The sequence below is a fragment of the Caulobacter sp. GW821-FHT10A10 genome, from assembly GCF_059415745.1.
Map to the genome: position 1 here is coordinate 1 of NZ_JBWKNV010000007.1, position 12891 is coordinate 12891.

General features: G+C 67.2%; 13 protein-coding genes. 10 read left to right on the forward strand and 3 right to left on the reverse strand.

The genetic code is table 11. The features are described from left to right. Positions 1 to 229 precede the first annotated feature (229 nt). The gene (locus AC07NS_RS19055; RefSeq protein WP_487289425.1) at positions 230 to 745 is read right to left on the reverse strand and encodes a GNAT family N-acetyltransferase; all 516 of its coding nucleotides are present in this window, start codon (positions 743 to 745) and stop codon (positions 230 to 232) included. Positions 746 to 886: 141 nt separating this feature from the next. On the opposite strand from AC07NS_RS19055, the gene secG reads away from it, so the two are divergent. From secG to eno, 5 genes are all read left to right on the forward strand, one after another. Next, complete coding sequence (secG, locus tag AC07NS_RS19060) at positions 887 to 1318, forward strand: preprotein translocase subunit SecG (RefSeq protein WP_494605771.1); 432 nt, start codon at positions 887 to 889, stop codon at positions 1316 to 1318. Between the two features lie 88 nt (positions 1319 to 1406). Beyond that, positions 1407 to 3059, forward strand: coding sequence for a CTP synthase (pyrG, locus tag AC07NS_RS19065; protein WP_494605773.1), 1653 nt, complete (start codon positions 1407 to 1409; stop codon positions 3057 to 3059). 115 nt (positions 3060 to 3174) lie between these two features. After that, the gene (gene rpmF, locus AC07NS_RS19070) at positions 3175 to 3357 is read left to right on the forward strand and encodes a 50S ribosomal protein L32 (RefSeq protein WP_110122084.1); all 183 of its coding nucleotides are present in this window, start codon (positions 3175 to 3177) and stop codon (positions 3355 to 3357) included. Between the two features lie 226 nt (positions 3358 to 3583). Then, the gene (locus AC07NS_RS19075; RefSeq protein ID WP_494605775.1) at positions 3584 to 4579 is read left to right on the forward strand and encodes a retroviral-like aspartic protease family protein; all 996 of its coding nucleotides are present in this window, start codon (positions 3584 to 3586) and stop codon (positions 4577 to 4579) included. A gap of 108 nt (positions 4580 to 4687) precedes the next feature. Continuing rightward, on the forward strand, positions 4688 to 5968 hold the full coding sequence (gene eno / locus AC07NS_RS19080; RefSeq protein WP_494605777.1) for a phosphopyruvate hydratase: 1281 nt from the start codon (positions 4688 to 4690) through the stop codon (positions 5966 to 5968). A 75-nt stretch (positions 5969 to 6043) separates the two neighbouring features. Here eno and AC07NS_RS19085 read toward each other — a convergent pair whose 3' ends face one another. Continuing rightward, a complete protein-coding gene (locus AC07NS_RS19085) occupies positions 6044 to 6934 on the reverse strand; it encodes an alpha/beta hydrolase (RefSeq protein ID WP_494605779.1) in 891 nt (296 codons plus the stop codon). A 35-nt stretch (positions 6935 to 6969) separates the two neighbouring features. Next, positions 6970 to 7551, reverse strand: a complete 582-nt coding sequence (locus tag AC07NS_RS19090) for a hypothetical protein (RefSeq protein ID WP_494605781.1) — start codon at positions 7549 to 7551, stop codon at positions 6970 to 6972. A 392-nt stretch (positions 7552 to 7943) separates the two neighbouring features. Here AC07NS_RS19090 and AC07NS_RS19095 point away from each other — a divergent pair, with 392 nt between their 5' ends. From AC07NS_RS19095 to AC07NS_RS19115, 5 genes are all read left to right on the forward strand, one after another. Further along, complete coding sequence (locus AC07NS_RS19095) at positions 7944 to 8240, forward strand: FtsB family cell division protein (RefSeq protein ID WP_058348879.1); 297 nt, start codon at positions 7944 to 7946, stop codon at positions 8238 to 8240. 175 nt (positions 8241 to 8415) lie between these two features. Beyond that, positions 8416 to 9447: a pyruvate dehydrogenase (acetyl-transferring) E1 component subunit alpha gene (gene pdhA / locus AC07NS_RS19100; RefSeq protein ID WP_494605783.1), complete on the forward strand. Its 1032-nt coding sequence runs from the start codon at positions 8416 to 8418 to the stop codon at positions 9445 to 9447. Then, complete coding sequence (locus tag AC07NS_RS19105) at positions 9444 to 10799, forward strand: pyruvate dehydrogenase complex E1 component subunit beta (RefSeq protein ID WP_494605785.1); 1356 nt, start codon at positions 9444 to 9446, stop codon at positions 10797 to 10799. The genes pdhA and AC07NS_RS19105 overlap by 4 nt, the downstream gene beginning before the upstream one ends. 141 nt (positions 10800 to 10940) lie before the next feature. Beyond that, positions 10941 to 12242 (forward strand): pyruvate dehydrogenase complex dihydrolipoamide acetyltransferase, encoded by a 1302-nt coding sequence (locus AC07NS_RS19110; RefSeq protein WP_494605787.1) that lies wholly within the window; start codon positions 10941 to 10943, stop codon positions 12240 to 12242. A gap of 118 nt (positions 12243 to 12360) precedes the next feature. Continuing rightward, a complete protein-coding gene (locus tag AC07NS_RS19115) occupies positions 12361 to 12837 on the forward strand; it encodes a glutathione peroxidase (RefSeq protein WP_110122075.1) in 477 nt (158 codons plus the stop codon). Positions 12838 to 12891: the final 54 nt, after the last annotated feature.

Below are 12891 nucleotides of genomic sequence, written 5' to 3' on the forward strand. Positions count from 1 at the left end.
CCCTTTCGATCAACTCAGCGGTTCACCGCGTGAGATCGAGAGGCCGTGCGTCCAGGAACCTCCCCCTGTGGGGGAGGCGGCCGAAGGCCGGTGGGGGGCGTTTTCAGCTTTCGAGGCGTCGGCCCATCTCGCACCAACTCCCCCCACCGATCGCTACGCGATCGCCTCCCCCACAGGGGGAGGTTCCTCGCAAGCCGCCGCCACCTTCTCCCGCAAGGGGAGAAGGAACTCAGAGCTCCAACCCGTACAGCCGCCCATCCCGCCGTTCGCCGTCGCGGTCCACCTGGCCCTTCAGATAGGCCGCGCCCTTGAAGCCCAGGCGCTCCAGCAGCTTCTCGGCCCGGGCGTCGCCGACCTGGGTGCGGGCGACCACGTGCTTGAGGTCGCTGGCGGCGGCGTGGGCGAGGAGGGCGCTGACCGCTTCCTGGGCGTAGCCGTTGCCCCAGGCCTCGCGGGCCACGATGAAGCGCAGTTCGGCCCGGTGGCGGCGCTCGTCGATCTCGACGAACTCGCAGGCCCCGACGAAGGCGCCGGTCGCGGTCAGGCGGATGGTCCAGTAGAGCGCGGTCCCGGCCTGCATGTCCTCGACCTGGCCGACCACGCAGGCGGCGACCTCGTCGGGATCCTCCAGCGGCGCCCGGTCCCAGTGCGCCATCAGTTCCGGATCGCTGAGGAACGGATAGATCAGCGGGGCGTCTTCGGCGACCAAGGGCTTGAGGGTCAGGCGTTCGGTCTCGAGAATCATGCGCGCCCTAAAGCTTGGATTGGAACTTGAGTTGGCCGGCCGTCGTCCCACCTATGGCGTGCGCGCGCCGGTAGTGGTAGAGGGGCCGCTTCGTTTTTCGCAGCCGGTCCGCCGACTGCACTGATCGAGAACTGTTTCGACATGCTCATCGCCGTCCTGCTGGCCATCAACATCATCGTCTGCATCGCGCTGATCGGCTTCGTGTTGCTCCAGCGTTCTGAGGGCGGCGCGCTCGGCATGGGCGGCGGTGGAGCGGGCAGCTTCATGACCGCCCGCGGCGCCGGCGACTTCATGACCCGGATGACCTGGATCCTGTTCTCGGTGTTCCTGGTCGTCAGCCTGGTGCTGACCATTCTGACCGGTCGCATCGGCGGCGCCGATTCGGTCGTCGACAAGCTGAAGATCGACAATCTCGACACCAAGACCCTGAACGCTCCGGCGACCCCGGCGGCTCCGGCCACGACCACGCCGGCGCCGATCCAGGCTCCGACCCCGCAACTGGGCGCCCCGGCTCCGGCCGTTCCGGCCACGACCGCTCCGGCCCAAACTCCGGCCCAAACCCCCGCCCAATAAGGGCGGGGCCCAGGCCCTGAAACGAAACTTGTTTATGAACGTCGGTCTTTTCGCCGCGATCGCCGAATCGCGGGTAATCTGAGCGCCCATGACGCGGTACATTTTCATCACCGGCGGCGTGGTTTCCTCCCTTGGAAAAGGCCTCGCCTCCGCAGCGCTCGGCGCTCTCCTGCAGGCTCGCGGCTACACCGTCCGCCTGCGCAAGCTCGACCCCTATCTGAACGTCGATCCGGGCACCATGAGCCCGTATCAGCACGGCGAGGTGTTCGTCACCGACGACGGGGCCGAGACGGACCTGGATCTGGGGCACTACGAGCGCTTCACCGGCGTGTCGGCCAAGAAGGCCGACAACATCACGACCGGCCAGATCTACAAGACGATCATCGAGAAGGAGCGCCGCGGCGACTATCTGGGCGCGACCGTCCAGGTGATTCCGCACGTCACCAACGAGATCAAGGACTTCGTCCTCTCGCCCGCCATGGACGAGACGGGCCAGAAGGCCGTGGACTTCGTGCTGGTCGAGATCGGCGGCACGGTCGGCGACATCGAAGGCCTGCCGTTCTTCGAGGCCATCCGCCAGCTGCGCCAGGACCTGCCGCGCGGCCAGAGCTGCTACGTGCACCTGACCCTGCTGCCGTTCATCAAGACGGCCGGCGAGATGAAGACCAAGCCGACCCAGCACTCGGTCAAGGAACTGCGCTCGATCGGCATCCAGCCGGATATCCTGCTCTGCCGCTGCGAGCAGGACATTCCGGTCGAGGAAAAGCGCAAGATCGCCCAGTTCTGCAACGTGCGCCCCAGCGCCGTGATCCAGGCCATGGACAGCGCCTCGATCTACGCGGTGCCGATCGACTATCACAAGGAAGGCCTCGACGCCGAAGTCCTCGACGTCTTCGGCATGCACGACGCGCCCAAGCCGGACCTGTCGCGCTGGGAAGCCATCGACAACACCGTCCAGCATCCCGACGGCGAGGTGACCATCGCCGTCGTCGGCAAGTACACCGTGCTCAAGGATGCCTATAAGTCCCTGATCGAGGCTCTGCACCACGGCGGCCTGGCCAACAAGGTCAAGGTCAACCTGGACTGGGTCGAGAGCGAGACCTTCGAGGGCGACGAGGGCGCGGCCGCGGCCCGTCTCGAGAACGCCCACGCCATCATGGTGCCGGGCGGCTTCGGCGAGCGCGGCGCGGAAGGCAAGATCCGGGCGGCCCAGTTCGCCCGCGAGCGCAAGGTGCCGTACTTCGGCATCTGCTTCGGCATGCAGATGGCGGTCATCGAGACCCTGCGCAACGTCGCGGGAATCACCGACGCCAGTTCCAGCGAGTTCGGCCCGACCGAACGCCCGGTCGTGGGCATCATGACCGAGTGGATCAAGGGCAACGAGACCGTGCAGCGCAAGGCCGGCGACGACCTGGGCGGCACCATGCGCCTGGGCGCCTACGACGCCGTCCTGCAGCAGGGCTCCAAGGTCGCCGAGATCTACGGCGGCACAGAGATCGTCGAGCGCCACCGTCACCGCTACGAGGTCAACATCGGCTACAGCCACAAGATGGAGGAGGCGGGTCTCAAGCTCACCGGCCGTTCTCCGGACGGCGTGCTGCCCGAGATCGTCGAGCGCGACGACCATCCGTGGTTCATCGGCGTTCAGTTCCACCCGGAACTGAAGAGCCGTCCGTTCGCCCCGCACCCCCTGTTCGCCAGCTTCATCGCGGCGGCCAAGGAGCACGGTCGACTGGTCTGAACTGGCGAGTTGCATGTCTGGAGAGATTCAGGCATAAGCGCGCCCTCACGCGGCGACCTGGGCTTTCCCGAGTCGCCGCTTCCGATTTTCACGCTCAGCGAGCAGAGTCACTTCGATGGCCGTTCCCAAAAGAAAAACTTCGCCTTCTCGCCGGAACATGCGCCGGTCGCACCACGCCCTGGGCGCTAACTCGTTCATCGAGGACAAGGACACCGGCGAGCTGCGTCGTCCGCACCACGTCGATCTGAAGACCGGCCTGTACAACGGCAAGCAGATCCTGACCCCGAAGGAAGACTAAGGTCTTTCTCGGACGCGCCCGCCCCACCGGCGAGCGCTCCAGGATTTAGCGTCTGACGCTTCGAAAGCGCCGCCCGGCTCGCCTGGGCGGCGCTTTTCGTCGTGGGGCGCCTCAAGCGGTGCTATCATGGCTTCCGGACCGCCACTGGGACGGTCCCAACAAAGCCAGGAGCGCGGTCAGCGCCAAGAATGGCGTGATCAGACTCCGGCGAACTGGGAGGTTCGCCATGTTCACGCGTCGCACCCTCGCGTGCGGCCTCGGCGCATCGTTCGCCGCCGCGCCCTCGCTCGTCCACGCCTTCTCACCCGGCCAGGCGCTGCAGGCCGGTTCCCCGACGCCGCCGGTCGTCGCTCCACCCGCCGCGCCTCTGCCGCTCTACGTCATCGACACCGGCATCGACGAATCGGAACGGATGACCGTCGAGACCCAGATCAACGATCAGGGGCCCTACCAGTTCGTCGTCGATTCCGGCGCGGATCGCTCGGTGCTCTCCCAGACGCTCGCCGCTCGCCTGGACCTGCCACGCGGCCGCGATGTGATCGTCCACGGCATCGGCGGCTCGGCGGTGACCCCGACCGCACGCATCGCCCGCCTGTCCACCGGCGAGGCGCGGCTGGCCGATGTCGAGCTGCCGGTGCTGCCGTCCGAACGGGTCGGCGGCGAGGGGCTTCTGGGCGTCGACATCCTGCAGGACCGCTCGGTGGTCATGGACTTCAGGAAGAAGCGCCTGGAAGTCCGCCACAGCACGCCGGAGTATCGCTTCTTCCGGCGAAACCAGGAGGTGCAGATCGAAGCCGACCAGCGCTTCGGACGGCTCACCGTGGTCAACTGCCGGGTCAACAACATCCGCACCCTGGCCTTCATCGATTCCGGGGCGGGCTCGTCGATCGGCAACATGGCGCTGTCGCGGGCCATCCAGGCCAGGCAGCGGCGCGGCGCCGACCCGGCCCTGGCCGTGCGCCTGATCGGCGTGGCCGGCGGCGAGACGATCGGCGAGTATCGGGTCCTGCGGTCGATGAACATGGGCGACCTGCGGATGACCAACCTGGCCGTGGTCTTCGCCGACCTGCACATCTTCGATCATTGGAAGCTCAACGAGAAGCCGGCGCTGCTGCTGGGCGTGGACGTGCTGAAGCTGTTCGCCCGGGTCGAGCTCGACTTCGGCGCCGAACAACTGCTGTTCCGCCTCGGTTCGGGCGGGCCGCCGGTCCTGCAGGCGTGACGACAAAGCGCTGACGCAGCGGAACTTCGATCCTGCCGAACGCCGGTCTTGGTTGCGGCGACGCGGCGTCGCGGCTAAGGGGAAGCGCCTTTTCTTTCGGGAGCTCCCATGACCGAGATCGTCGACATCATCGCCCGCGAAATCCTCGATAGCCGCGGCAATCCGACGGTCGAGGTCGACGTCGTCCTCGAGGACGGCGCCTTCGGTCGCGCCGCGGTGCCGTCGGGCGCCTCGACCGGCGCCCACGAAGCCGTCGAAAAGCGTGACGGCGACAAGGCGCGCTACCTCGGCAAGGGCGTCCGCCAGGCCGTGGAAGCCGTCAACGGCGAGATCTTCGACGCTCTGTCGGGCGTCGACGCCGAAGACCAGCGCCGCATCGACAGCCTGCTGATCGGCCTCGACGGCACGCCGAACAAGGCTCGCCTGGGCGCCAACGCCATCCTCGGCGTCTCGCTGGCCGTCGCCAAGGCCGCCGCCGAGTCGGCCGGCCTGCCGCTGCACCGCTACATCGGCGGCGTGAACGCCCGCGTTCTGCCGACCCCGATGATGAACATCATCAACGGCGGCGCCCACGCCGACAATCCGATCGACATCCAGGAATTCATGATCCTGCCGACCGGCGCGGCCAGCTTCTCCGAAGCCCTGCGCATGGGCGCCGAGATCTTCCACGGCCTGAAGAAGGCTCTGAAGGACGCCGGCCACAACACCAACGTCGGCGACGAAGGCGGCTTCGCCCCGAATCTCGCCTCGGCCGAAGCCGCGCTCGACTTCATCGTCAAGGCCGGTGAAGCCGCGGGCTACAAGGCCGGTGACGACTTCCTGCTGGGCCTCGACGTCGCCTCGACCGAGTTCTTCAAGAACGGCAAGTACGAGCTGGAAGGCGAGGGCAAGTCGCTCGACCCGGCCCAGATGGTCGACTACCTGGCCGACCTCGTTTCCAAGTTCCCGATCGCCTCGATCGAGGACGGCATGGCCGAAGACGACTTCGCCGGCTGGAAGCTGCTGACCGACACCCTGGGCAAGAAGGTCCAGCTGGTCGGCGACGACCTGTTCGTGACCAACCCCAAGCGCCTGCAGATCGGTCTCGACCAGGGCCTGGCCAACTCGATCCTGGTCAAGGTCAACCAGATCGGCACGCTGTCGGAAACCATCGACGCCGTCGATCTGGCTCACCGCCACGGCTACACCAGCGTCATGAGCCACCGCTCGGGCGAGACCGAGGACAGCACCATCGCCGACCTGGCCGTGGCCCTGAACTGCGGTCAGATCAAGACCGGCTCGCTGGCCCGTTCGGACCGGCTGGCCAAGTACAACCAGCTCCTGCGCATCGAGCAGCAGCTGGAAGACCAGGGCGTCTATGCCGGTCGCGCCGCCCTCAAGGGCCGTTGATCGGGCGGACTTCGGTCCAAGCTGAACGAGAAGAGCGCGCCGGGGCAGCCCGGCGCGCTTTTTCGTGTCCGATCCTCAGCCGGGCAGACTGCCCAACCAAGCCAGGAACAATCCGCCCCAGGCGGTTTCCGGCGCCGGCGGGCGCGAGCGCAGGGCGAAGCCGTGGCCTCCGGTCGGGAAGACGTGCAACTCGGCGGCGCCGCCTTGGGCGACGATGTCGCGAGCGGCGTCACGGCTATTGTCGGCCGACACCTTGGGATCGTCCTCGGCGTGGAACAGGAAGGCCCTCGTGGGGCCGTCGAAGCCGTGGAAGGGCGTCGCCTGCGGCGGGGCCTTGGGCCGGGTCAGCCACGGATATCCCAGGCCGATGAAGTCGGGCAGGGAAGGGGCCGCGTCCAGGGCGTCGACCGGCGGATAGAGGGCGGCGGCTCCGCGCGAGGCCAGGGCCGCGGCCAGGGTCCCGCCGGCCGAGAAGCCCAACGCGCCGACCATGGGAGCGCTGGTCCGGCTTCTCAGCAGCCGCAGCGCGCGCTGGGCGTCCTGCAACGGGGCGTCGAAGCGGGCCGCCCACGGATCCTTCGGCAACCGGTAGACCAGCACGCTGGCGTAAACGCCGTTGGCGGCCAGCCAGCGGGCGACCTCGTGCCCTTCCTTGTCGGCCACAACCTTGCTGAACCCGCCGCCGGGAATGACCAGCACCGCCGCCTTCGGCTTGGCGGTCCCAGCCGGCGGATAGAGCGTCAGCGTCGGTCGCGTGACGCCCTCGATGCTGTAGTCGACACGGCCGTCGGGCCAGTTGTAGGCCACGCGCTGCTCTTCGCCCGTCACGCGCTCTCCACCCGGCGCCGGACCGGGCCACAGGGGCAGGACTTCCGGGGCGGTCTCGGCTCTGGCCGCGCCTGCTGCGCCAAAGGCCAGCGCGCCGCCGGCCGCCATCAACCGGCGGCGATTCCAGTCGTGGTCCATCAAGGCGTCTCCAACCATGGGATAGGGCGAGCGTCTCAGCCCTCGATCAGCTGCGCCCGGGCCTTCACATCGGCCAGGGTGACGTCCTTCTTCATGACCATGTAGCCGGTCACCGCATGCCAGGCGTCCTCGCCCAGGCCGTCGGTCTCCGCGCCGGTCGCCGCGCCGTTGACGCGATCGGTGGTCGGCATCACCGGGCGGCCGGGCAGGGCGATCTCGCCCAGCACGAGGTCCTTGGCGTCGCCCGTCCGACCACGCCAGCCGCAGGTTTCGAACCGAACCAGGCGTTCCGGTGCGAAGGCCTGGGTCAGCAGCATCAGCTTCATCGTGCCGGTGGCGGCGTTTTCGGCCTGCAGCATGGCGCGCGCCTCGATACGGGCCACCGAGCGGCCATAGGTGACCCAGCGGTCCTCGCCCTCCCACAGGGTCTTGAAGATCGAGCTGTTCATCGGGATCACCAGCCCGCCGCCGAAGTCGAGCCTGGGCGGATCGCCTTTGATCATGTTCGGCCCGCCCTTGCGGCCCTTCACGACGCCGTTGTCGCTGCGCTGTCGGGCCGCCGCCGGCAGCGCCAGGGCGGTGATGGCGAGGCCCGCCAGAGCGTGTCTGCGAAGCATGTCGTTTCTCTCCCCATGAGACGCCGTCGCCGACGCTGATTTGACACGCATGGCGCGCGCTCAATCAATCTTGGATAGCAAGAGGAAAGCGTCACCGCGGCGATTCTGGGGCGAGGGCGCCTTCAAAACAGGCGTGACCGGTGTTCGATCAAAAAAGACCGACCACATTTTTTCTAAAAGCTCGGCCGCCTTTAGAAAAACAGAGGTTTTAACCGTTCTCGCGGCTGCGAACGAAATGCCGCGATGCGGTATCTCGATGCCCCTGAAACGGTCTCATTTGAAAGTATTTTGAGCCTGCTCGCGAGCTATTTGCAAGCCCCTTGCAGGGTTGGGGATTTAGACCGTGTTAAGCACGTTCTGGCAGCCTGAACCTCCCTGTCCGGGATTCTCCGATGTTCGCTCGACTGCAACCTTACCTGCCGACCGCGGCGCTCCTTCTCCTGATCACGTACTTCGTCTTTCACGCTCTGACGGGCGAGAGAGGCCTGCTTTCCTCGTCTCAACGCAACGCGGACTTGGCCGCCAAGACGATGGAACTTAAGAAGATCCGCGCTGAGAGGATGGACCTGGAGGCTCGGGCTCGTCTATTACGCAGCGGCAGCCTGTCGGCCGATCTCCTGGAGGAACGTGCGCGTTCCCTCCTTGGATACGCCGATCCCAAGGACTACGTGATCCGCACCAAGCGCTGAGCTCGGTCGGTTCACACCGGTCCGAGGCTGTCTTGTAGACCACACTCCAGGTTGCGGCCTGGAGGGCGGTCTCGGCGTCAACATGAGCGCGATCCTGCGCCGGAAAGCCGCAAAGCGGCGGCGACGGAAGCCTCTGAGATGAAGGCCGTTATGGTGATTGGCCAGGGAGAGTTTAATGGCGCGAACGCGCAAGGGTGAAGCCTCGACGGAGAAGGGCGCCGACACCGGTGTCAACGCCTTCGTCGGCAAGGAAGAGCTTCTCAAATTCTATCAGGACATGCTGCTGATCCGCCGCTTTGAAGAGCGCGCCGGCCAGCTTTACGGCATGGGCCTGATCGGCGGGTTCTGCCACCTCTACATCGGTCAGGAAGCCATCGCGGTCGGCATGCAGTCGATCTCGCACAAGGGCGACCAGATCATCACGGGCTACCGTGACCACGGCCACATGCTGGCCGCCGGCATGGACCCCAAGGAAGTCATGGCCGAGCTGACCGGTCGCGCTGGCGGTTCGTCGCGCGGCAAGGGCGGCTCGATGCACATGTTCGACATCGAGACCGGCTTCTACGGCGGCCACGGCATCGTCGGCGCCCAGGTGGCGCTCGGCACCGGCCTGGCGCTGGCCAACCACTACAAGGGCAACGGCAACGTCTCGTACGCCTACTTCGGCGACGGCGCGGCCAACCAGGGCCAGGTCTACGAGAGCTTCAACATGGCCCAGCTGTGGAAGCTGCCGGTCGTGTACGTGATCGAGAACAACCAGTACGCCATGGGCACCAGCGTCGAGCGTTCGGCGTCGGAAACCGCCTTCCACAAGCGCGGCGTCTCGTTCCGGATCCCGGGCGAGGAAGTCGACGGCATGGACGTGGTGGCCGTGCGTGAAGCCGGCGCCCGCGCCAGCGAGCACGCCCGCAGCGGCCAGGGTCCCTACATCCTCGAGATGAAGACCTACCGCTACCGCGGTCACTCGATGTCCGACCCGGCCAAGTACCGCACCAAGGAAGAGGTCGACGAGGTCAAGACGACCCGCGATCCGATCGACCACATCAAGGAACGCCTGGCCGCGGCCGGCGTCACCGAGGACGATCTGAAGACCGTCGACGGCGAAGTGAAGCGCATCGTGGCCGAAGCGGCCGAGTTCGCCCGCACCAGCCCCGAGCCGGACCCCTCCGAACTCTACACCGACGTATACCTGGAGGCCGCCGAGTGACGGACATCCTGATGCCCGCGCTTTCCCCCACCATGGAGGAAGGCACCCTGGCCAAATGGCTCGTCAAGGAAGGCGACACCATCAAGGCCGGCGACGTGATCGCCGAAATCGAGACCGACAAGGCGACGATGGAAGTCGAAGCCGTCGACGAGGGCGTGGTCGAGGCCATCCTCGTCCCGGCCGGCTCGGAGAACGTCAAGGTCAACACGATCATCGCCAAGCTGGCCGATGAAGACGGCGCCTCGGCGTCGGCGGCTCCCGCCGCCGCCCCGCTCGTCGCCGAAGCCGCTCCGGCTCCGGTCGCCGCGGCTCCGGCCCCGATCGCCGCCGCCTCGAACTTCGCGGACCCGGAACTGCCGGAAGGCACGCCGACCAAGAAGATCACCGTGCGCGACGCCCTGCGCGACGCCATGGCCGAAGAGATGCGCCGCGACGACCGCGTGTTCCTGATGGGCGAGGAAGTCGCCCAGTACCAGGGCGCCTACAAGGTCAGTCGCGAGCTCCTGCAGGAGTTCGGCGACAAGCGCGTCATCGACACCCCGATTACCGAGCACGGCTTCGCCGGCATGGGCGTCGGCGCGGCGATGGCGGGCCTGAAGCCCATCGTCGAGTTCATGACCTGGAACTTCGCCATGCAGGCGATCGACCACATCATCAACTCGGCGGCCAAGACGCTGTACATGTCGGGCGGCCAGATCAAGTCGTCGATCGTGTTCCGCGGCCCCAACGGCGCGGCCTCGCGCGTCGGCGCCCAGCACAGCCAGGACTACGCGGCCTGGTACGGCAACATCCCGGGCCTGAAGGTCATCGCGCCTTACGACGCGGCCGACGCCAAGGGCCTGCTGAAGGCCGCCATCCGCGACCCGAACCCGATCGTCTTCCTCGAACACGAGATGATGTACGGGCACGAGTTCGACATCCCGGATGTCGAGGACTACGTCGTGCCGATCGGCAAGGCCAAGGTTCGTCGTCAGGGCACGGACGTGACCCTGGTCGCCTACAGCCGCATGGTGGGCTTCGCCCTGCAAGCCGCTGAGGCCCTGGCCGCCGAAGGCATCTCGGCCGAGGTCGTCGACCTGCGGACCATCCGCCCGATGGACCACGCGACGATCCTGGAAAGCGTCAAGAAGACCAACCGTCTGGTCACGGTCGAGGAAGGCTGGGGCCCGATGGGCGTCGGCTCCGAGATCGTCGCCCGCATCACGGAGTTCGGCTTCGACTACCTGGACGCCCCGCCGCTGCGCGTGCACCAGGAAGACGTGCCGCTGCCCTATGCGGCCAACCTGGAAGCCCTGTCGCTGCCGTCGGTCGACAAGATCGTCAAGGCGGCCAAGGCGGTCTGCTACCGCTAAGCGCGGCGCGGCCCCCGCTCCTGATGGGCGGGGGCCGCATCGTCTTGGCCAACGAATTCATCCCGCTTCGAAGCGGGGTCTCGCGGACGACAGCCCCATCGGGGGCGGACATCGTCCCGAACGCTTGAGGAAAGAGCTCAAATGTCGATCGACATCCTGATGCCCGCCCTGTCGCCCACCATGGAAGAGGGCACCCTCGCCAAGTGGCACGTCAAGGTCGGCGACACCGTCAAGGCCGGCGACGTCATCGCCGAGATCGAGACCGACAAGGCGACCATGGAAGTCGAAGCCGTCGATGAGGGCGTGATCGAAGCCATCCTGGTCGAGGCCGGGACCGAGAACGTCAAGGTCAACGCGCTGATCGCCAAGCTGGCGGGCGAGGGCGAAAGCCCCGCGCCGGCTCCGGTCGCTGCACCCGCCGCCGCTGTCGCCGAGGCCCCGAAGGCCGCTGCTCCGGCTCCCGCCGCTGCGCCCGCGCCGGCCGCCCCGGCTCCGGCTGCTCCCGTGGCCGCCGACGGTTCGCGCGTCTTCGCCTCGCCGCTGGCCCGCCGTCTGGCCGCCGCCGCTAATCTTGACCTGAAGGCCATCAAGGGCTCGGGTCCGCACGGCCGCGTCGTCAAGTCGGACGTGGAAGCCGCCAAGAGCGGCGGCGCCCCGGCCGCCAAGGCCGCGCCGGCTCCCGCCGCCGCTGCTTCGGCCCCGGCCGCCGAACCGCGCAAGGTGCAGTCGCTGGAGCAGATGGGCATCCCCGCCGGCTCCTACGACCTCGTCCCGCTGGACGGCATGCGCAAGACCATCGCGCGCCGCCTGACGGAAAGCTTCCGCGACGTGCCGCACTTCCCGCTGACGATCGACATCGAGCTCGACGGCCTGCTGGCCGCCCGCGCGAAGATCAACAGCCTGCTTGAAGGCCAGGGCGTGAAGGTGTCGGTCAACGACATCGTCATCAAGGCCGCCGCCGTGGCGCTGAAGCGCGTGCCGGAGGCCAACGCCTCCTACACGCCCGAAGGCATCGCCATGCACAAGCATGCCGACATCGCCGTGGCCGTGGCCATCGACGGCGGCCTGATCACCCCGATCATCCGCGCCGCCGAGACCAAGGGCCTGGCCCAGATCTCGGCCGAGATGAAGGACCTGGCCGCCCGCGCCAAGGCCAAGAAGCTGAAGCCCGAGGAATTCCAGGGCGGCACCTTCTCGGTCTCGAACCTCGGCATGTTCGGCATCAAGGCCTTCTCGTCGATCATCAACGAGCCGCAGGGCGCGATCATGAGCGTCGGGGCCGGCGAGCAGCGTCCGGTGGTCAAGAACGGCCAGCTGGCCGTGGCCACGGTCATGACCGTGACCCTGACCTGCGATCACCGCGTGGTCGACGGTGCAGTCGGCGCCAAGTTCCTGGCGGCCTTCAAGCCGCTGATCGAGGAACCGCTGACCCTGATCGTCTAACGAAGCCATCGGAATCCTCGCCCCTCGACCAAACGCGGGGCGGGGATTTCGGAAGCGGCCGGGCAGGGCCCCATCCTGGACCTTTCAGGAACGGGGACGGCCCCGGGGAGAACACGCGATGTCGGTCTACGAATTCTCGGCCAAGACGCTCGAAGGCAAGGATGTCAGCCTGGCTGACTATCGCGGCCAGGTGCTGCTGATCGTCAACACCGCCAGCAAGTGCGGCCTGACCCCGCAGTACGAAGGCCTGGAAGCGCTCTACAAGGCGCAGAAGGACCGCGGCCTGACCATCCTGGGCTTTCCCTGCAACCAGTTCGGAAGCCAGGAACCGGGTACGGCCGAAGAGATCGGCAGCTTCTGCTCGCTGACCTACGACGTCACCTTCCCGATGATGGCCAAGATCGACGTCAACGGCCCCTCGGCCCACCCGCTCTACGCCTATCTGAAGAAGCAGCAGAAGGGCGTGCTGGGCACCGAAGGCATCAAGTGGAACTTCACCAAGTTCCTGATCGACCGCGACGGAAACGTCGTCGAGCGTTTCGCCCCGACCACCAAGCCTGAAGAGCTCCAGGCGGCCGTCGAGGCGCTGTTATAGATTTCCCAGGCCGGCCCCGCGGGGCCGGTCGTTCGACGCCGCCGCTCCCCCGTG

Excerpts from the sequence above, each read along its gene's own strand:
- AC07NS_RS19055 (WP_487289425.1), bottom strand. The coding sequence starts at position 745 with ATGATTCTCGAGACCGAACGCCTGACCCTCAAGCCCTTGGTCGCCGAA.
- secG (WP_494605771.1), top strand. The coding sequence starts at position 887 with ATGCTCATCGCCGTCCTGCTGGCCATCAACATCATCGTCTGCATCGCG.
- pyrG (WP_494605773.1), top strand. The coding sequence starts at position 1,407 with ATGACGCGGTACATTTTCATCACCGGCGGCGTGGTTTCCTCCCTTGGA.
- rpmF (WP_110122084.1), top strand. The coding sequence starts at position 3,175 with ATGGCCGTTCCCAAAAGAAAAACTTCGCCTTCTCGCCGGAACATGCGC.
- AC07NS_RS19075 (WP_494605775.1), top strand. The coding sequence starts at position 3,584 with ATGTTCACGCGTCGCACCCTCGCGTGCGGCCTCGGCGCATCGTTCGCC.
- eno (WP_494605777.1), top strand. The coding sequence starts at position 4,688 with ATGACCGAGATCGTCGACATCATCGCCCGCGAAATCCTCGATAGCCGC.
- AC07NS_RS19085 (WP_494605779.1), bottom strand. The coding sequence starts at position 6,934 with ATGGACCACGACTGGAATCGCCGCCGGTTGATGGCGGCCGGCGGCGCG.
- AC07NS_RS19090 (WP_494605781.1), bottom strand. The coding sequence starts at position 7,551 with ATGCTTCGCAGACACGCTCTGGCGGGCCTCGCCATCACCGCCCTGGCG.
- AC07NS_RS19095 (WP_058348879.1), top strand. The coding sequence starts at position 7,944 with ATGTTCGCTCGACTGCAACCTTACCTGCCGACCGCGGCGCTCCTTCTC.
- pdhA (WP_494605783.1), top strand. The coding sequence starts at position 8,416 with ATGGCGCGAACGCGCAAGGGTGAAGCCTCGACGGAGAAGGGCGCCGAC.
- AC07NS_RS19110 (WP_494605787.1), top strand. The coding sequence starts at position 10,941 with ATGTCGATCGACATCCTGATGCCCGCCCTGTCGCCCACCATGGAAGAG.
- AC07NS_RS19115 (WP_110122075.1), top strand. The coding sequence starts at position 12,361 with ATGTCGGTCTACGAATTCTCGGCCAAGACGCTCGAAGGCAAGGATGTC.